The 16,882-nt window shown below is 66.9% G+C and carries 18 protein-coding genes; 9 read left to right on the top strand and 9 right to left on the bottom strand.

From position 1 onward, the window contains the following. Positions 1 to 51 precede the first annotated feature (51 nt). The 3 genes from E8L99_RS06605 to smc form a co-directional block, all read right to left on the bottom strand. Complete coding sequence (locus E8L99_RS06605; protein ID WP_137098796.1) at positions 52 to 801, bottom strand: F0F1 ATP synthase subunit A; 750 nt, start codon at positions 799 to 801, stop codon at positions 52 to 54. A 46-nt stretch (positions 802 to 847) separates the two neighbouring features. Continuing rightward, positions 848 to 1,312, bottom strand: coding sequence for an AtpZ/AtpI family protein (locus E8L99_RS06600; RefSeq protein WP_137098795.1), 465 nt, complete (start codon positions 1,310 to 1,312; stop codon positions 848 to 850). 113 nt (positions 1,313 to 1,425) lie between these two features. After that, the gene (smc, locus tag E8L99_RS06595) at positions 1,426 to 4,881 is read right to left on the bottom strand and encodes a chromosome segregation protein SMC (RefSeq protein WP_137098794.1); all 3,456 of its coding nucleotides are present in this window, start codon (positions 4,879 to 4,881) and stop codon (positions 1,426 to 1,428) included. A gap of 250 nt (positions 4,882 to 5,131) precedes the next feature. Here smc and E8L99_RS23725 point away from each other — a divergent pair, with 250 nt between their 5' ends. Next, on the top strand, positions 5,132 to 5,275 hold the full coding sequence (locus tag E8L99_RS23725; RefSeq protein WP_168201592.1) for a hypothetical protein: 144 nt from the start codon (positions 5,132 to 5,134) through the stop codon (positions 5,273 to 5,275). Positions 5,276 to 5,338: 63 nt separating this feature from the next. Here the strand turns inward: E8L99_RS23725 and E8L99_RS06590 are convergent, their stop codons facing one another. Then, positions 5,339 to 5,923, bottom strand: coding sequence for a L,D-transpeptidase (locus E8L99_RS06590; protein WP_137098793.1), 585 nt, complete (start codon positions 5,921 to 5,923; stop codon positions 5,339 to 5,341). Between the two features lie 322 nt (positions 5,924 to 6,245). Between E8L99_RS06590 and E8L99_RS23720 the strand changes: the two genes are divergently transcribed. Further along, positions 6,246 to 6,410 carry a hypothetical protein gene (locus tag E8L99_RS23720; protein WP_168201591.1) on the top strand — a complete coding sequence of 55 codons (165 nt, stop codon included), beginning with the start codon at positions 6,246 to 6,248 and terminating at the stop codon, positions 6,408 to 6,410. Between the two features lie 131 nt (positions 6,411 to 6,541). On the opposite strand, the gene E8L99_RS06585 is transcribed toward E8L99_RS23720, so the two are convergent. Then, on the bottom strand, positions 6,542 to 7,171 hold the full coding sequence (locus E8L99_RS06585) for a LysE/ArgO family amino acid transporter (protein WP_137098792.1): 630 nt from the start codon (positions 7,169 to 7,171) through the stop codon (positions 6,542 to 6,544). 146 nt (positions 7,172 to 7,317) lie between these two features. Between E8L99_RS06585 and corA the strand changes: the two genes are divergently transcribed. Beyond that, positions 7,318 to 8,289, top strand: a complete 972-nt coding sequence (gene corA / locus E8L99_RS06580; protein WP_137098791.1) for a magnesium/cobalt transporter CorA — start codon at positions 7,318 to 7,320, stop codon at positions 8,287 to 8,289. A 24-nt stretch (positions 8,290 to 8,313) separates the two neighbouring features. On the opposite strand, the gene E8L99_RS06575 is transcribed toward corA, so the two are convergent. Beyond that, positions 8,314 to 8,730 carry a hypothetical protein gene (locus tag E8L99_RS06575; RefSeq protein ID WP_137098790.1) on the bottom strand — a complete coding sequence of 139 codons (417 nt, stop codon included), beginning with the start codon at positions 8,728 to 8,730 and terminating at the stop codon, positions 8,314 to 8,316. Between the two features lie 133 nt (positions 8,731 to 8,863). On the opposite strand from E8L99_RS06575, the gene E8L99_RS06570 reads away from it, so the two are divergent. After that, complete coding sequence (locus E8L99_RS06570; RefSeq protein ID WP_137101992.1) at positions 8,864 to 9,676, top strand: helix-turn-helix domain-containing protein; 813 nt, start codon at positions 8,864 to 8,866, stop codon at positions 9,674 to 9,676. 153 nt (positions 9,677 to 9,829) lie between these two features. On the opposite strand, the gene E8L99_RS06565 is transcribed toward E8L99_RS06570, so the two are convergent. Both E8L99_RS06565 and pdxH read right to left on the bottom strand, forming a co-directional pair. Next, on the bottom strand, positions 9,830 to 10,567 hold the full coding sequence (locus E8L99_RS06565) for an SDR family NAD(P)-dependent oxidoreductase (RefSeq protein ID WP_137098789.1): 738 nt from the start codon (positions 10,565 to 10,567) through the stop codon (positions 9,830 to 9,832). 80 nt (positions 10,568 to 10,647) lie between these two features. Next, positions 10,648 to 11,265, bottom strand: coding sequence for a pyridoxamine 5'-phosphate oxidase (pdxH, locus tag E8L99_RS06560; protein ID WP_137098788.1), 618 nt, complete (start codon positions 11,263 to 11,265; stop codon positions 10,648 to 10,650). A 139-nt stretch (positions 11,266 to 11,404) separates the two neighbouring features. Here pdxH and E8L99_RS06555 point away from each other — a divergent pair, with 139 nt between their 5' ends. The 3 genes from E8L99_RS06555 (at position 11,405) to fabI (ending at position 13,928) form a co-directional block, all read left to right on the top strand. Then, positions 11,405 to 11,902, top strand: a complete 498-nt coding sequence (locus tag E8L99_RS06555) for an RT0821/Lpp0805 family surface protein (protein WP_168201590.1) — start codon at positions 11,405 to 11,407, stop codon at positions 11,900 to 11,902. 146 nt (positions 11,903 to 12,048) lie between these two features. Continuing rightward, positions 12,049 to 13,047, top strand: a complete 999-nt coding sequence (locus E8L99_RS06550; RefSeq protein ID WP_137098786.1) for a DnaJ C-terminal domain-containing protein — start codon at positions 12,049 to 12,051, stop codon at positions 13,045 to 13,047. A 71-nt stretch (positions 13,048 to 13,118) separates the two neighbouring features. Beyond that, positions 13,119 to 13,928, top strand: coding sequence for an enoyl-ACP reductase FabI (gene fabI / locus E8L99_RS06545; RefSeq protein WP_252511281.1), 810 nt, complete (start codon positions 13,119 to 13,121; stop codon positions 13,926 to 13,928). A 15-nt stretch (positions 13,929 to 13,943) separates the two neighbouring features. On the opposite strand, the gene E8L99_RS06540 is transcribed toward fabI, so the two are convergent. Next, the gene (locus E8L99_RS06540) at positions 13,944 to 14,402 is read right to left on the bottom strand and encodes a hypothetical protein (RefSeq protein WP_137098785.1); all 459 of its coding nucleotides are present in this window, start codon (positions 14,400 to 14,402) and stop codon (positions 13,944 to 13,946) included. A gap of 168 nt (positions 14,403 to 14,570) precedes the next feature. Between E8L99_RS06540 and E8L99_RS06535 the strand changes: the two genes are divergently transcribed. Both E8L99_RS06535 and proB read left to right on the top strand, forming a co-directional pair. After that, the gene (locus tag E8L99_RS06535) at positions 14,571 to 15,656 is read left to right on the top strand and encodes a BMP family ABC transporter substrate-binding protein (protein WP_137098784.1); all 1,086 of its coding nucleotides are present in this window, start codon (positions 14,571 to 14,573) and stop codon (positions 15,654 to 15,656) included. 95 nt (positions 15,657 to 15,751) lie between these two features. Then, on the top strand, positions 15,752 to 16,879 hold the full coding sequence (gene proB / locus E8L99_RS06530; RefSeq protein ID WP_137098783.1) for a glutamate 5-kinase: 1,128 nt from the start codon (positions 15,752 to 15,754) through the stop codon (positions 16,877 to 16,879). Positions 16,880 to 16,882 lie beyond the last annotated feature (3 nt).

Genomic DNA, 16,882 nt, shown 5'->3' with positions numbered 1-16,882 from the left:
TGTGGGATGTTGGGAGCGAAGGGAAAGAGATGGCGACCCGCCGTCACCTGATCAGTGATGGCCGGGATGGAGGGCGTCGTTGAGGTAGATGCAGGTCAGGATCGTGAAGACATAGGCCTGCAGGACAGCAACGAGAAACTCGAGCGCGGTGAGCGCGGTGATCATGAGGATCGGCAACGAGGAGCCGAGGACGCCAAGGAAACCGAGGCCGGCCATGGCGCCGACAAAGCCGGCGAAGACCTTCAGCGCGATATGGCCGGCGGTCATGTTGCCGAACAGACGCAGCGACAGCGAGATCGGCCGCGACAGGAAGGAGATGACCTCGATCACGACAATGACCGGCAGGATCGCCTTCGGCAGCCCGGAAGGCGCGAACAGCGCGAACCAGTGGGTGCCGTGCTTCATGATGCCGTAGATGATGACGGTGGAGATCACCAGCAGCGCCAGGGCGGCGGTGACGATGACATGGCTGGTCACCGTGAAGGCGCCGGGAATCATGCCGATCAGGTTGCCGAACAGCACGAACATGAACAGCGAGAAGACCAGCGGGAAGAAGCGCATCCCGTCGGTACCGGCCGTCTGCCGTACGGTGCCCGCGACAAATTCATAGGCCAGTTCGGCCATCGACTGCAGCCGCGACGGGATCAGGCTGCGCCCGGACGTCGACAGGAGCAGGAAGGCGGCGGTCGCGCCGACCGCAATGAACATATGCAGCGAGGAATTGGTGAAACCGAAGTCGGCGTTGCCGATTTTGATCGGAACGAGATGGACGAGCTCGAACTGTTTGATCGGATCGGCCATAGCCGGTCTGCTCCCAATGCCATCTGGCGACTGTCGGTCTGGCTTGTCAGCCGTCCCGCTGAGCCCGCTGGGCCGATTTGACGAGGTTGTAGATCCCCGTCGCAAAGCCCAGCAGAAGAAAGATGATGAAACCCCAGGGCCGCGTGCCGGCGAAACGGTCCAAGACCCAGCCGATCAGCGCGCCGGCAATGACGCCGGATACGAAATCAGCGGAGAAGCGGAAGAGCTTCACCATGCCGGACGGTTCTGCCGCCGTCCGGTCGCCTGACGCCGTTCCCGAGGACCGCTGGCGCTCGATGGCTTCGAGCTTCGATTCAAGGGCACGACGCCGCGCGTCGAGGTCGGCTTCGTCTGGCGGCCGCCCGTTTGCCCCTCCCTCGTCTCGTCCACCCGCAACCATGATCCAGCCTCTCTGGCCGGCCCGGTCACAGGCGTGAAACAACGGAAGGATGCCGGTTTGACGCCCCCGAAAGCCGGGGACACCTATAGTGAGGCGGGGAAATCGTGTCAAGAACGTGCCCGATTGCCCTAACCTCCTGATTTTTCGCGCGAAAGACCTCGACTTGTCCGTTTGTCGGGGGAGGGGTGCGACGACTTATTCCGCGGCGGTTTTCTCTTTCCGCCTTACTCCGCGGCGATCAGCTGCTCCGCACCGCCGAGATCGACGCTGACGAGCGTCGAGACGCCGCGTTCGGCCATGGTGACGCCGAACAGCCGGTTCATCCGGCTCATGGTGATGGGATTGTGGGTGATGACGCAGAAGCGGGTCTTGGTGGTGCGCGTCATGTCGTGCAGCAGGTCGCAATAGCGCTCGACATTGGCGTCATCGAGCGGCGCATCGACCTCGTCCAGCACACAGATCGGCGCCGGATTGGTCAGAAACACCGCGAAGATCAGCGCAATCGCGGTCAGCGCCTGCTCGCCGCCCGACAGCAGCGACAAGGTCTGCGGCTTCTTGCCCGGGGGCTTTGCGAGGATGTCGAGGCCGGCTTCCAGCGGGTCGTCGGATTCGACCAGTTGCAGCTCGGCCGTGCCGCCACCGAACAGGGTGGTGAACAGCTGCTGGAAGTTCTGGTTGACCGTGGCAAAGGAGGCGAGCAGCCGCTCGCGGCCCTCGCGGTTCAGCGAACCGATGCCGCCGCGCAGCTTCTTGATGGCTTCCACGAGGTCGTCGCGGTCGGCGATCATGCCGTCATATTGCGCCTGGACCTCGCCGAGCTCCTCGTCGGCCCGGAGATTGACGCCCCCGAGCTTCTCGCGCTCGCGCTTCAGGCGCTCCAGTTCGTCCTCGACGTTGCGCGCCGACGGCGGCTCGGCCTCGGTGTTGATACCGGCAATGCGGACGAGGGCCACCGGCTGGACCTCGAACTTCTCCAGGATCTCGGCTTCGATCTCGGTCGTGCGCTGGCGAGCGGCCTCGAGGCGCGCCTCGGTGCGCACGAAGGCCTCGCGTGCCGTCGTCATCGCCTCGAGCGCGACCCGCGCCGCGCGATCGGCATCGAGCAGCGCGGTCTCGCCGGCCGACAGCTTGTCGGCAACCTGCTTCTGCGCCGCTTCTGCGTCCTGGATGCGGCCGATCAGCGCGCGGCGCTGCTCGACGAAGGCGTCCGGGGCGTCGGCAAGGGTTTGGGCTTCCGCCCGCGCCTCGCCCAGCCGGCGCTCGAGGTCGGCGATCTGGGTGCCGGCATTGGCCTGGCGAGCCAGCCACGCCTCGCGATCGCGGCCGATCTCGGCGATCCGGCGCTGGCGCATATCGGCCTCGCGGGCCAGGCCCTGGGTCTCGGCGCGCGCTTCGGCGAGCGCTGCGCGGCGCAGCGCCACATCGGCACGCACTTCGGCAAGCGCCGCTTCGAGATGGGAGGTCTGCCCCAGCCCCTCGAGCGAGCGTATGGCATCGGCCTTCACGGCCGCCGCTTCCTCGACGCTGGCATTGAGCCGGACGCGGGCCTCCACCAGGGCAGCCAGGCGCGAAATGATGGCGGCGGCGGCGCGTTCGGCCTGGGCGAGCTGGTCGCGCAGGGCGTCGGCCTGGCGCTGGGCGCCCCGCCAGCCATCGCGCGCGGTCTGCTCACGGGCCGCAGCAGTCTTCACGGCAGTGGTCGCCGCATCGGCAGCCCCACGCAGGGCCTCGACATGGGCGCGCGCCGCGACCAGTTCCTTTTCGAGATCGACGAGGCGATTGCGCTCGGCGAGCCTGCGGGCGGCGGCGGTCGGCGCATTGGCGGCCACGACGAAGCCGTCCCAGCGCCAGAGATCGCCTTCCCTGGACACCAGCCGCTGGCCGGGCTTCAGCAGCATCCGCAGCTTCGCCCCATCCGCCTTCGACACGATGCCGATCTGCGCCAAGCGGCGGGCAAGCTCCGGCGGCGCTTTCACATGGGTTGCGAGCGGCGTAGCTCCTTCGGGAAGGGCCGGATCGGCGCTGCCGTCGGCGCCGCCCCAATGCTGGGGAGACGCTGAGGCGGTGGGGGCGTCGAGATCGTCGCCGAGCGCTGCACCCAGCGCGACCTCATAGCCCTTCGCGACACCGATCGCCTCGACGACCGGCGGCCAGAGCGATTTCGACGTGCCGTTGAGGATCTTGGAGAGCGTGCGAACCTCGGTGTCGAGCCGCTGCGCCTGGCGCTCGGCATCCGACAAGGGCCGGCGCGCCTCGCCTTCCTGGCTGCGGGCGACCGCATGGGCCTGTTCGGCTGCGATAGCCTCGGCTTCGGCTGCGGTGAGACCGGCAACCGCCGTCTCCAGCGAGGCCTTCAGCGCGTCCAGGCGGGCGGCGTGGTCGGAGCCAGCTTCCAGCTTCGCGGTCTCGGCATCGATCTCGCCGAGCTGGCCTTCCAGTCGCACCAGGCGCTCGCTGGTATCGCGCACGGAGCGCTCCAGCTGGTTGCGGCGCGCGACGATCTCGGCCAGCGCAGAGGTTGCTTCGGCAAAGGACTTTTCCGCCGTGGCCAGCGCGGATGCGGCGGCCTCGGCCCGCTCGCTCGCCTGCGTTTCGGTGCCCTTGGCGCCGTCGGCCGCGGCCTGAAGCTCGGCCTGCTCGCTCGCCAGCCGCGTCAGAACGCCATCGGCATCGGCACCGAGCGCCTTTTCGCGGGCGATGTCGCCATCGAGCTGACCGATGCGGCGCTCCAGTTCGGCGATCCGATCGCGAGCACGCTTCTCCTCGCCGTCGAGCTGTTCGCGGGCCAGAACGAGACGCTGAAGGCCTGCACCCGCCTTGGCGGCTTCGTCACGCAGGGCCGGCAGGTGATGGGCGGCGACCGCCTGATTCTTGGCGGCATCGGCCTGATCGGATGTGCGCTGGGCGACAACGCGGGTTTCAAGCTCGACCAGCCGCTCGGCCTCGCGCACGGCCTGTCCGGCCTCGCGGAATTTCAGGAAGGCGAGCGTTGCTTCACTGCGGCGGATGTCGGACGACAGGCTGCGGTAGCGCACCGCCTGGCGGGCCTGGCGCTTCAGGCTCTCCAGCTGGCTCTCGATCTGGGCGAGAACCGTCTCCAGCCGCTCCAGATTGGTCTCGGCGGCCTTGAGCCGGGTCTCGGCCTCATGGCGGCGTGCGTGAAGGCCGGCAATGCCGGCAGCCTCTTCCAGAATGCGGCGGCGCGCCTGGGGCTTGGCGCTGATGATCTCGGAAATCTGGCCCTGGCGGACAAGCGCCGGCGAGCGGGACCCGGTGGAGGCATCGGCGAACAGGATCTGCACGTCGCGGGCGCGCACCTCGCGGCCGTTGATCCGGTAGACCGAGCCCGCCTCGCGCTCGATGCGCCGGGAGACCTCGATCGTGTCGTTGTCGTTGAACTGCGCCGGGGCAAGGCGCCTGGAATTGTCGATGGTCAGCACCACCTCGGCGGTGTTGCGAGCCGGGCGGTTGCCGGATCCGGAAAAGATCACGTCGTCCATGCCGGAGGCGCGCATGTTCTTGAACGAATTCTCGCCCATGACCCAGCGCATGGCCTCGACGAGGTTCGACTTGCCACAGCCGTTCGGACCGACGACGCCGGTCAGCCCGGGCTCGATCAGGAATTCGGTCGGCTCGACGAAGGTCTTGAAGCCGAGAATGCGCAGGCGTGAGAATTTCATGGTCTTGCGCGGCTGGAACGGCGGGGGTGCCCACCTCAGCCAAAACCTTCGCACGGAATCCCCCGCGAGGCCACATGTTGCGTCAGAGACCTGTGGATCACGCAAGATATGGGTCGGCTGCCCGCCCGACCCTCAGCGCCGTTGCAGCGCACATGCGCGACACCGCAGCGCACTTCTAGGGTCTCGGGCAAAAGCCCGCGTCGTGCTACGATTCGATGACAAGGTGGGACAACCCGCCGGGGAGGTAACGATGAAGACCAAGCCAATGCCGGGCGCGCTCAAGTCTGGCGAACGGTTGGAAGACCGCTATGGCCATGTCGCGATCAGGGCCGTGGCCGGCGCGATCAAGCCGGCCGATCAAGCGAGCCGGCCGGTCAAGCGAACCGGCAGCTGACAAGAAAACGGCGGCCCAGGGGCCGCCGTTCTCGTCTCAACTCATGGGTTCTGGTCGGAAGCGTCAGCGCACGACCACGCGGGTGCCGGTCGGCACGCGGTTGAACAGGTCGATCGCCTGCTCGTTGTGCATGCGGATGCAGCCCGAGGACACGGCCTCGCCGATCTCCATCGGCGAATTGGTGCCGTGGATGCGATAGAGCGTGTCGCGGCCGTTCTGGTAGAGATAGAGCGCGCGGGCGCCGAGCGGATTGCGCGGGCCACCTTCCATGAAGGCGGGAACATGCGGCCAGCGGCGGCGCATCTCGGCCGGCGGCGTCCAGCTCGGCCACTCGGCCTTGCGCTGGATGGTGGCGGTGCCGGTCCAGCCGAAAGCCTCGTTGCCGACGGCGACCTGGTAGCGGATGGCGGTGCCGCCCTGCTCGACCAGATAGAGATGACGGGTGGCGGTCTCGACGACGATCGTGCCCGGCGGCTCGCTGGTGCGATAGGGAACCCTGAGGTTCATGCGCCAGTAGTCCATCTCGACCTGCGGCGCCTGGGCCAGCAATTGCTGGTCGCGATCGGAGATCGGAGCGACAGGGTTCACCGTCTGGCTGTTGCAGCCGGCGAGCAGCAGGGCCGCAAGGGCGACAATCCCGAACCGCATGCGCATGTCCTCTTCAAAAGCAACGAGAGCCGCGCAGCCCCCCATGGCCCGCCTGCCGTCTCAGATCGTCTCTGTGTCCAACTTGTGGCCAAGGCCTGACTTACCGTCAACCGGAACCACCGCCCGCCGGCCGCAAACCCGCATGGCTGTTGCAAATTTACCATGCCAGGCGGGCTTTGCCGCCGTGATCCCGGCGTCGCATGGTCACGATCCCTCCATGATCGGACCCAAACCCCGCCGCAAGCCATGTCTAGAACCAGGAGCGTTCGACGCGTGCTGCCAAGCGTCAGTTTCGAGTTACGGCAGCCATGGAGCGACCCTGATGACGACCGCCAAGACGGTTCCTGCCACCGACACCCAGCGCGACAAGCTTGTCGCCCGCTATGGTCGGATCGGCATTTCTGCCGTCGCAGCCGCAGCCTCGCCGGCACCCCGCCGCGCAGCTCCGGCCCCTCTCCCCAATCGTTTCATCGACGCCGTCGACTGAGTTTACCGGGCCCGCGGCCTATGCAACCGCAGGCCCTATGAAGACCCGGCGGACCCGCCGGCAGCCGTGCATGCCCCCAATCTCCTGAATACCTTTCCAGGGCCGGTCGCCAGACCGGCCCTCTTTTTTGATCAGGCTCGCCAGCCGCTGAGCGCCAGATTGGCCGCAATCGTCAACATGACGATGGCGATCAGCGCGTCGAGGATGCGCCAGGCGACCGGCCGGGCGAACAGCGGCGCCAGCCAACGTGCGCCATAGCCCAGGCCATAGAACCACGCCGCCGAGGCGCTCATCGCGCCGATCGCGAAGGCAGCGCGCGCCGAACCCTGATGATGGGCCGACAGGCTGCCGACCAGCACGACGGTGTCGAGATAGACGTGCGGATTGAGGAAGGTGAAGGCGAGGGTGGCGGCGACCGCGTGCCGCGCATCGGTCAAGGCGCCATTGCCGGATGCTTCCAGTCCGCCGGTTGAGAAGGCGCGCCGCGCCGCCATGAAGCCATAGGCGGCCAGGAACAGCGCGCCGCCCCAGGTCGCCAGCGCCAGCAGCAGCGGCGAGGCCTGGACGATCGTTCCCAGTCCCGCCACGCCAACGAGGATCAGCGCGGCATCGGACAGCGCGCAGATCGTTGTGACGAGGCCGACATGCTGGCGCAGAAGCCCCTGCCGCAGCACGAAGGCATTCTGCGCGCCGATGGCCACGATCAGTCCGAGGCCGACGAGGAAACCGGTTGCTCCGGCTTGCATCATGGAGAGATTCATGGCCGGACTCTTATGGGTGCTTTCGGTCCTGGGCAATCGATCGCGACTGTCATGGTCCGGTCATGGTCGCTCTGGCATGTCCGGCGCTCCTTTCCCCTTCGACCCGATCTGCGCTAGGCCAAGGCCCGCGTATCCGGAGCCTGATCATGTTCAATGCCTACGGAGTTCAGAACGAGGCCCTCGTGCGGATCGAAGCGACGGCCGATGCCGTTCCGCCGGAGGTCAAGTGGGTGGACCTGCTCCAGCCGATCCAGGGCGAGGACAAGGCGCTCGAGAAGTGCTTGGGGATCGAGATCCCGACGCGCGAGGAAATGCTCGAGATCGAGCCGTCGAGCCGTCTCTATGTCGACCACGGCGTGCGCTACATGACGGCGACGGTTCTGTGCAATACCGAGCTTGGCACGCCGAAGCTTACCCAGATTTCGTTCGTCCTGGCACCGTCGCGGTTGATCACGGTTCGCTACGACACGCCGAAGCCGATCAACCTGTTCCTCAATCGCTCGCAGAAACAGGGCTCCGTCCAGCCGACGCCGGAGGCGATCCTGACCGGTCTGCTCGATACGATCGTCGACCGGATCGCCGACATCCTGGAGCGGGTCGGCGAAGAGATCGAGGCGGCCTCGACTCGCATCTTCCGGCCGCATGCGGGGGGCAGCCGGGCGGAGACGTTCCAGACCGTGCTGGAAACGCTCGGCACCAAGGGCGACCTGATCTCGAAAGCGCGTGAAAGTCTGGTTTCGATCAACCGGCTGCTGCTGTTCCTGGCGACCGAGATCGAGGGCAGCAAGGTCTCCAAGGATGTCCGCGCGCTTCTGAAGAGCCAGAGCCGCGACGTGGAATCGCTCACCCAGCATTGCGACGCGCTGTCGAACAAGATCACCTTCCTGCTCGACGCGGTGCTCGGCCTGATCGGCATCGAGCAGAACAACATCGTCAAGATCTTCGCAGTGCTGTCGGTGGTGTTCATGCCGCCGACACTGGTCGGCACGATCTACGGCATGAACTTCAAGGCCATGCCGGAACTCAGCTGGGAATGGGGATACCCGGTGGCCCTGGTGCTGATGGTGGCCACCGGCGTGCTGCCCTATCTCTGGTTCCGCAAGAAGGGCTGGCTCTGAGGCCAGCCCCCGAGGGCCTCGGACTCACACCGCGGCGAGGCGGCGGACCCCGATCACCTGCAGTTCGGCGAGGACGCCGACGAAGACGGCCTGTGCGGCGATGAAGACCGTGCCGTAGATGTTCGGTGCGACGAGGCCCGATAGCAGCAGGCCGAGGCTGAGGACGACCCAGACCGCGTTGAGGATGGCCACTGTCAGCGCGAGCGGGCGGCTCGCCGGTTGGCGCGTTGCGGCATAGGCGACAAGGGCGACGAAGGGGATGAAGGAGAGGCCGACACCCCGGAGCAGCGGCGCGGGCAGATTCAGGAAGGTTGCGAGCGCGCCGGCGCCGACGATGAGCATGAGGCCCACGGCGCCGGAGGTGACAGCATCGAGGACGAGCACCCGGCGCAGAAAGGTCGGGGCATCCGGGGCGCGGAACAGGGCGAAGGCGAAGGACATGGCAGGCTCCTCGTAATCGTCGCGGCGGGAGATCCGGTCCGCGTCCGTGGCGACGATCGCCTCGCCGCCGCCGCGGGTCGATTACCTCGGGCGTCATGGACCGGCCTCCCGTCCTGCCGCTATCGTCTGGATCATGAGCACAAGCCCTGCCCGCACTGCCCGCGCACCCCGCATCGGTGACCACCTGCGCGAATGGCGTCAGCGCCGCCGCCTCAGCCAGATGGATCTGGCGCTGGGTGCCGAGATCTCGACCCGACATCTCAGCTTTGTCGAGACGGGCCGGGCGAGCCCCAGCCGCGAGATGATCCTGCATCTGGCGGAACAGCTCGACATCCCCTTGCGGGAGCGCAACGTCTTGCTGGTGGCGGGCGGATTCGCGCCGGTCTTCCCCGAGCGCAGCCTCGCCGACCCGGCGCAGGCAGCAGCGCGCGCGGCAATCGACATCGTCTTGAATGCGCACGAGCCCTATCCGGCCATCGCCGTCGACCGGCACTGGACGCTGATTGCCCAGAATGGCGCGATCGCGCCGTTGCTGGAGGGCTGCGACCCCAGCCTCATCGAAGCGCCCGCCAATGTGATGCGCATCGGGCTCCACCCGAAGGGTCTTGCGCCCCGAATCGAGAATTTCGGGGAATGGCGCGCCCACCTGCTGATGCGCCTGAAGCGGCAGGTCGAACTGACCGCCGACCCGGTGCTGGTCCAGCTCCATGCCGAGCTGTCCGCCTATCCGACGGACATTGCCACGAGGCGCGCAGCACGGCCGGCGGAGGCCAACGATCTGTTCGTGCCGGTTCGGCTTGCCTCAAGTCTCGGGCCGCTGTCCTTCGTCTCCACCACCACCGTCTTCGGCACGCCGATCGACGTGACGCTGGCGGAACTGGCGATCGAGACCTTCCTGCCGGCGGATGCGGCAACCGCCGAGGCCCTGAGGCGGGCGGCGGCATAGAGACTCGGCTGTCAGCTGACCGATGTCTGCCAACCATCGAACGTCATGGCCGGGCTTGTCCCGGCCATCCACGCCTTTGTCCCTCCACGAATGCGTGGATGCCCGCCACAGGGGCGGGCATGACGAACAGAAGCAGCCGAATGGATAAACTCGTCAGACGTGCTGGCCGCCATTGATGTGGATTTCGGCGCCGTTCAGATAGCTCGAGGTCTCGGTGCACAACACGTAGATGATCTTGGCGACCTCCTCCGGCGTGCCGAGACGGCGCATCGGGATCTGCTCGACGATCTTCTCGGTGCCGGGCGACAGGATCGAGGTATCGATCTCACCCGGCGCAATCGCGTTGACCCGGATGCCGTGCGGCGCGAAATCGGAAGCCATCTCGCGGGTGAGGCCAGCCAGCGCCGACTTGGACGTGGCATAGGCGGCGCCTGCGAAGGGATGAACGCGCGAGCCCGCGATCGAGGTGACGTTGACGATCGAGCCGCCGGCCTGTTTCAGCTCCATCAGCAGGCCGCGGGCGAGCAGGATGGAGGCGAAGAAATTCACCTGGAACACCTGCTGCCAGACGGCCAGCGGCGTGTGGATCGAATCGAGCCGGCCGCCGCCCTCGGCCTTGGGCGAAATGCCGGCATTGTTGACCAGAGCATCGAGCCGGCCGCCGGGCAGGCGATTTCGGATCTCGTCGATCGCGCGCTCGGTGTCGGCGACATCGGCCAGATCAACCTGGACATGATCCTCCGGCCCCATTTCCCAGGGGCAATTCTCGGGAAAAGGCTGGCGCGAGCAGGTGATGACCCGCCATCCCGCCGAGGAGAAGCGCTTGACGGTCGCGTGGCCGATGCCGCGACTGGCGCCGGTGAGGAGGAGTGTGCGTCGCGGTTGGTTCATTGTGGTCCTTGCAGTCAAAATGGAAGCCGACCGTATCGCAGGCAGGCAAAGGCCGGGCCGGCCTCAGCGCAAGACCGGCCTCAGGGGTAGAGACGCTCTTGCGAGGTCCAGGGGCCCAAGGGCTGGTCGCGGCGGAAGACGACACGGTCGTGCAGACGGAACGCGCCGTCCTTCCAGAACTCGACGGAGGTCGGAAGGATCCGGAAGCCGGTCCAGTGCGGCGGGCGGGGCACCTCTCCGATAGCATATTTCGCGGTGTAGAGGGCGACAGCCTTCTCCAGCGCGAAGCGGCTCTCCAGGGGCCGGGACTGCTGGCTGGCCCAGGCGCCGATGCGGCTCGCCCTGGCGCGGGAGGCGAAATATTCGTCGGCCTCGGCCGCCGTCACCTGCTCGATCGGGCCACGGACCCGCACCTGCCGGCGCAGTGATTTCCAGTGAAACACCACTGCCGCCTTGCCCTGGCCGATGAGCTCGGTGCCCTTCTGGCTCTCGGTGTTGGTGTAGAAGACAAAGCCCCTGGCATCGACGCCCTTCAGGAGCACCATGCGGACATTGGGCAGGCCCTCGGCATCCACGGTTGCCAGCGCCATGGCGTTGGGATCGTTCGGCTCGGACTTGGTTGCTTCGGCCAGCCAGGATTCGAACAATGCGACTGGCTCGGCGGCTTTCGTGAAATCTGTCGCATCCGAACCGGACATTAACCAACTCCGTTGTTGACTGACCTCCGGGCAAGTGTGGGCCTGGAGTGTGGTGCGTATGGGCGAGACGTTTGGCGTTCGCCAGCTATATAGCGGCAGGATGGGGTTTACCCCAGAGCCTTGTGGCCGCGTTGGTGCCATGCACAAAGCCGCGAGGCTTGTGCTTGTGGCCGGCGCTGGCCTGTGGTTTGGCGGCTGCTCGATGTCGCTGCCCTCGCTGTGGGAACGCACCCAGACCGCTCCGCCAGCTGCCGCGACCGCCGCCGCGACCCAAACCGCCGACCCCATGACCACCGGATCGGTGCGCCGCCCTGCCGATACGCCCGGCACCCAGCCGACCGCGACGCCCGGCACGCTGCCCATTCCGCAGGCCGACTGGGATGCGGCCAAGGCCGTGCTGATGACGGTGCTCGCCGACAGTGCCGACACGCCGAGCCTGCCGTGGGAGAACAGCGCCAGCGGCATGAGCGGCACGATCACCGCGCTGCAACGCGCCAATGGCACCTCCGGCCAGGTCTGCCGTGACTTCCTCGGCAGCGGGATCAAGGACGGCAAGGAGGCCTGGTTCGACGGCCGCGCCTGCCGCACCACCGGCGCCTGGGCCGTGACCGAACTGCGGCCCTGGCGCCGCACCTGACTGGATCGTGGAAAACTGCCGGTGGCGACCCGGTCTGAGCGCCCTGGCCTGTTGTCAAGACGCGCCCCGATCACCACATCGGGAGCAACCCGTTTTCGAACAGAGCTGGCGAGGCCCCCCTTGCCTGCCGGCCATCAAGGACAATCATGGCCCGCGATCCCTATGACGTGATCGGCGTCGCGCGCGCAGCGAGCGCCGACGAGATCAAGCGCGCCTTCCGCAAGAAGGCCAAGGCATTGCATCCCGATGCCAACCAGAAAGACCCGAAGGCGCAGGACCGGTTCTCGGAACTGAACAATGCCTATGAGATCCTGTCGGACGACAAGAAGCGCAAGCAGTTCGACCGCGGCGAGATCGACGCCGAGGGCAAGCCGAAATTCACCGGCTTCGAGGGCCATGGCGCCGGCCGGCCGGGCGGCGGTTTTGCGCAAGGTGGCGAGACCATCTTCGAGGACTTCAATTTCGGGCCGGGCGGGTTTCGCCGGTCATCGACGCGCTCGACCGGAGGCCAGGGCCAGAAGCCGCCGCCAATGGACGATTTCTTCGACATCCTGTCGGGCATGTCGAGCGGACGGGCCGGCGGGCGCGGCTTCGACCCGTTCACCGCCGCCGAGCCGAAGCCGGCCGGCGAGGACATCACGCTGACCATCAAGGTGCCGTTCCTCGATGCGGCGCGCGGCTCGACGCAGCGCGTCGTGCTGCCGTCCGGCGAGGCGCTCGACCTGAAGATTCCGGCTGGTACCCGCGAGGGCCACCGGATGCGGTTGCGCGGCAAGGGCAAGCCGGCGGCCCTCGGCCGTCCTGCGGGCGACGCCTATGTGGTTGTGGCCGTCGAGCCGCATCCGGCGTTCAAGGTCGATGGCAAGGACCTGAGGCTCGATCTGCCGGTGGCCCTCGACGAGGCGATCCTCGGCGCCAAGGTGCGCGCGCCGACCATTGATGGCGAAGTCGAGCTGACGCTGCCGCCCATGACCTCCTCGGGCAAGACCTTCCGCCTGCGCGGCAAGGGATTGGCAGCCGCGGATGGTGCCGGCGACCTCTACGTGACAGTGCGGATCGTGCTGCCGGAGCCGAGCGCCGATCTCGAAGGTTTCGCACGCCTGCTGCAGGATCGGCGCAAGTCGGACCCGCGCGAGACGCTGTAACGTGCCTTGCACCGGCACTCCGCCAATGGCATAGGTCCGCGCTTGAATGAGATTTCCGGGCGAGGAACGACATGACGGGCATGATGAAGGGCAAGCGCGGGCTGATCCTGGGTGTGGCGAACAACCGTTCGATCGCCTGGGGCATTGCCAAGGCTTGCCACGCCCAGGGCGCGGAGCTCGCCTTCACCTATCAGGGCGATGCGCTGGAGCGCCGTGTGCGGCCGCTGGCCGCCGAAGTTGGTGGCCATGTGGTCGGCCATTGCGACGTGACCGATCCGGCGACCATGGATGCCGTGTTCGCCGAGACCGAGAAGCTGTTCGGCAAGATCGACTTCGTGCTGCATGCCATTGCCTTTTCCGACAAGGACGAGCTGACCGGCCGCTATGTCGACACGACCGAGGGCAATTTCACCAAGTCGCTGCTGATCTCCTGCTATTCGTTCACGGCGATCGCCCAGCGCGCCGAGAAGCTGATGGTGGATGGCGGCTCGCTGCTGACGCTGACCTATTACGGCGCCGAGAAGTGGATGCCGCATTACAACGTGATGGGCGTCGCCAAGGCGGCGCTTGAGGCGAGCGTGCGTTACCTCGCCGCCGATCTCGGCCCCAAGAACATCCGCGTCAACGCGATCTCGGCCGGACCGATCAAGACGCTGGCGGCCTCCGGCATCGGCGACTTCCGCTATATCCTGAAGTGGAACGAGTACAATTCGCCGCTGCGCCGCACCGTCACCATCGACGAGGTCGGCGATGCCGGCATGTATTTCATGTCGGACCTGTCGCGCGGCGTGACCGGCGAGATCCACCATGTGGATGCCGGCTATCACGTGGTCGGCATGAAGAACCCCTACGCGCCAGACATCACGGTCGGCAAGGATTGAGGGGACGGCCCTCGATCACGGGTCGGCATGCCGGCCCTGGTTGATGAGGATCGCCACCACGAAGCCCATCAGGCCGACCGCGCCGACATAGAGCGGCACGAAAAGCGTGATCAGGCCGTACAGGCTCTCGGGCCGGACGCCCGCGATCTCCCAGCCATAGTCCTGAACCAGCATCTGCTGCACGGTGAGATAGAGGAAGAAGCCCTCGATCGCCGCCATGGCGGCAAAGGTGACAGTTGCCGCCACCCATGCCGCCGGCCGGATCATCTTGCGCGACATGAGGAGCCAGACCAGCAGGCTGGGGATCCAGTTCCAGACGATCACCACGAGTTTCAGCCCGTCATCCCGGCCGAAATTGCAGGAGGCCACCATGGCGGTGGCCAGCAGGGCGGAAAGCCAGGCGAGACCAAGGCTTGCCTTGCGCAGCCGGGTGAGGCGTAACGAGAGTTTGGTGTCGCGTTCTGGCTCGCTCATGTTCCGTTGGTCGCAGCGATGCCTTCATTGGTTCAGCGGACGGAAAGGCGCCCGGAAATCAGGTGCTCCCGCGATCCGTTGCACTGCAACCCTTGATCCCCGTCGTCTGCCGCGCCACCATCGCGCCATCACGGCCGGACCAACCGGCCTTCCGTCGGGAGCGTCACCATGAAACTCAGGACCATCCTTGCCTCCGCGCTCGCGGCGGCCGGCATTGCCGCCGGTGTCGGCTATGCGATCGCCCAGGAAAAGCTGAAGATCGGCTTCGTCTATGTCGGCCCGGTCGGCGACCATGGCTGGACCTACCAGCATGACGTCGCCCGCAAGGCACTGGAACAGACCTATGGCACCCGCATCGAGACGACGTTTGTCGAGAAGGTGGCCGAGGGTCCGGATGCCGAGCGCGTCATCGAGCAGCTCGCCCGCTCCGGCCACCGGCTGATCTTCACCACCTCGTTCGGCTATATGGACCCGACCGAGCGCGTGGCCCGCCGCTTCCCGAATGTGCGCTTCGAACACGCCACCGGCTTCAAGCGCGCGAACAATCTCGCCACCTATGCCGGCCGCTTCTACGAGGGCCGCTACATTCTCGGCCAGATCGCCGCGCGCATGTCGAAGACCGGCACGGTCGGCTATATCGGCTCCTTCGCCATCCCCGAGGTCGTGTCCGGCATCAACGCCTTCATGCTGGGCGCGCAGTCGATCCGTCCCGACATCAAGGTGAAGATCGTCTGGGTGAACTCCTGGTACGATCCGGGCAAGGAAGCCGACGCCGCCAAGGCGCTGGCCGACCAGGGCGCCGACATCCTGAGCCAGCACACCGACTCGCCGGCCGCCATGCAGATCGCCGAGCAGCGGGGGATTTTGGCCTTCGGGCAGGATTCCGACATGCTGCGCTTCGGCCCGCGCGCGCAGCTCACCTCGATCGTCAATGACTGGGTGCCCTATTACACCGAGCGGGTGAAGCTGATGCTGGAAGGCAACTGGCGCACCGGCGACACCTGGGGCGGGCTCAACACCGGCATGGTGCATATGGCCGCCTATACCAACATGCCGGCCGATGTGAAGGCGATGGCCGAAGCAACCGAAGCCGCGATCAAGGCTGGCACGCTGCATCCGTTCCGCTGCCCGGTCGTCCGTCAGGACGGGACGACGGTGGAGTGCAAGGGCAATGGCGTTCTCGCCGACGAGCAGATCCTCGGCATGAACTTCTATATCCGCGGCATCGACGACCGGGTGCCCTCGGCGAATTGAGCCGATTGCACCGGGCTGTACGGTTCTCTAAGACCGCCTGACCCTTCCCACAATCAGCCCGCCGCCGCTCGCGGCGGGCTTTCCGTCTGAGCGCCATGACAGCGATCCCCACCCTTTCCTCGTTCCGCCGTATCGTCGTGAAGATCGGCTCGTCGCTGCTGGTCGACGGGACGAAGGGCGAGCTGAAGGAAGCCTGGCTGAAGACGCTGGCCGCCGACATCGCCCGCCATGCGGCGCGCGGCGCCGACATGCTGATCGTCTCGTCCGGCGCCATCGCCATGGGCCGCACCATCCTGAAACTGCCGCGCGGCGCGCTGGAGCTCGAGCAGAGCCAGGCCGCCGCCTCGGTCGGCCAGATCGCCTTGGCGAGGGCCTGGTCGGAGGTGCTCGGCGCCCATGGCATCGTCGCCGGCCAGATCCTGGTGACGCCGCACGATACCGAGGAGCGGCGCCGCTATCTCAATGCCCGCTCTACCGTCGAGACGCTGTTCGGCTTCAAGGCCGTGCCGGTGGTCAACGAGAACGACACGGTGGCGACCGACGAGATCCGCTACGGCGACAATGACCGGCTGGCGGCGCGCGTCGCCACGATGGTTGGCGCCGATTGCCTGGTCCTGCTCTCCGATATCGACGGGCTCTATACGGCGCCGCCGCATCTCGACCCGAACGCGACCCTGATCCCGCTGGTGCCGCGCATCACGCCGGAGATCGAGGCGGTGGCGGGCGGGGCTGCCTCCGAATTGTCGCGCGGCGGCATGACCACCAAGGTCGAGGCCGGCAAGATCGCCACCACAGGCGGTACCACCATGGTCATCGCGTCGGGCAAGCATGACGCGCCGCTCGCCCGCATCGAGGCCGGCGGCCCCTGCACCTGGTTCCTCACCTCCACCCAGCCGGTGACCAGCCGCAAGAAATGGATCGCCGGCTCGCTGGAGCCGCGCGGCGTGCTCTGGCTCGATGCCGGCGCGATCAAGGCGCTCCGCTCAGGCAAGAGCCTGCTGCCGGCGGGCGTGACGAAGGTCGAGGGCACGTTCGAGCGCGGCGATGCAGTGCTGGTGCGCGGGCCGGATGGCGCGGAGATCGGCCGCGGCCTCGTCGCCTTCGATGTGCTGGCGGCATCGCAGATCGTCGGCAAGAGCACGGCGGGGATCGATGCCGTGCTTGGCTACAAGGGCCGCTCGGAAATGATCCACCGCGACGATCTGGTGCTCAGCCTCGGTTGAGGC

This window comes from Phreatobacter aquaticus, from assembly GCF_005160265.1.
Classification (GTDB): Bacteria; Pseudomonadota; Alphaproteobacteria; order Rhizobiales; family Phreatobacteraceae; genus Phreatobacter; species Phreatobacter aquaticus.
This window is presented reverse-complemented; position numbering and strand designations above follow the sequence as displayed.

What these genes read in the sequence shown, in the direction of transcription:
- E8L99_RS06585 (WP_137098792.1), bottom strand. Translation starts at nt 7,171, where the DNA reads ATGAATCTCTCCATGATGCAAGCCGGAGCAACCGGTTTCCTCGTCGGC.
- E8L99_RS06605 (WP_137098796.1), bottom strand. Translation starts at nt 801, where the DNA reads ATGGCCGATCCGATCAAACAGTTCGAGCTCGTCCATCTCGTTCCGATC.
- E8L99_RS23720 (WP_168201591.1), top strand. Translation starts at nt 6,246, where the DNA reads ATGACGACCGCCAAGACGGTTCCTGCCACCGACACCCAGCGCGACAAG.
- fabI (WP_252511281.1), top strand. Translation starts at nt 13,119, where the DNA reads ATGACGGGCATGATGAAGGGCAAGCGCGGGCTGATCCTGGGTGTGGCG.
- E8L99_RS06565 (WP_137098789.1), bottom strand. Translation starts at nt 10,567, where the DNA reads ATGAACCAACCGCGACGCACACTCCTCCTCACCGGCGCCAGTCGCGGC.
- E8L99_RS06535 (WP_137098784.1), top strand. Translation starts at nt 14,571, where the DNA reads ATGAAACTCAGGACCATCCTTGCCTCCGCGCTCGCGGCGGCCGGCATT.
- corA (WP_137098791.1), top strand. Translation starts at nt 7,318, where the DNA reads ATGTTCAATGCCTACGGAGTTCAGAACGAGGCCCTCGTGCGGATCGAA.
- E8L99_RS06540 (WP_137098785.1), bottom strand. Translation starts at nt 14,402, where the DNA reads ATGAGCGAGCCAGAACGCGACACCAAACTCTCGTTACGCCTCACCCGG.
- E8L99_RS06570 (WP_137101992.1), top strand. Translation starts at nt 8,864, where the DNA reads ATGAGCACAAGCCCTGCCCGCACTGCCCGCGCACCCCGCATCGGTGAC.
- smc (WP_137098794.1), bottom strand. Translation starts at nt 4,881, where the DNA reads ATGAAATTCTCACGCCTGCGCATTCTCGGCTTCAAGACCTTCGTCGAG.
- E8L99_RS06550 (WP_137098786.1), top strand. Translation starts at nt 12,049, where the DNA reads ATGGCCCGCGATCCCTATGACGTGATCGGCGTCGCGCGCGCAGCGAGC.
- E8L99_RS23725 (WP_168201592.1), top strand. Translation starts at nt 5,132, where the DNA reads ATGAAGACCAAGCCAATGCCGGGCGCGCTCAAGTCTGGCGAACGGTTG.
- E8L99_RS06590 (WP_137098793.1), bottom strand. Translation starts at nt 5,923, where the DNA reads ATGCGGTTCGGGATTGTCGCCCTTGCGGCCCTGCTGCTCGCCGGCTGC.
- E8L99_RS06575 (WP_137098790.1), bottom strand. Translation starts at nt 8,730, where the DNA reads ATGTCCTTCGCCTTCGCCCTGTTCCGCGCCCCGGATGCCCCGACCTTT.
- proB (WP_137098783.1), top strand. Translation starts at nt 15,752, where the DNA reads ATGACAGCGATCCCCACCCTTTCCTCGTTCCGCCGTATCGTCGTGAAG.
- pdxH (WP_137098788.1), bottom strand. Translation starts at nt 11,265, where the DNA reads ATGTCCGGTTCGGATGCGACAGATTTCACGAAAGCCGCCGAGCCAGTC.
- E8L99_RS06555 (WP_168201590.1), top strand. Translation starts at nt 11,405, where the DNA reads ATGCACAAAGCCGCGAGGCTTGTGCTTGTGGCCGGCGCTGGCCTGTGG.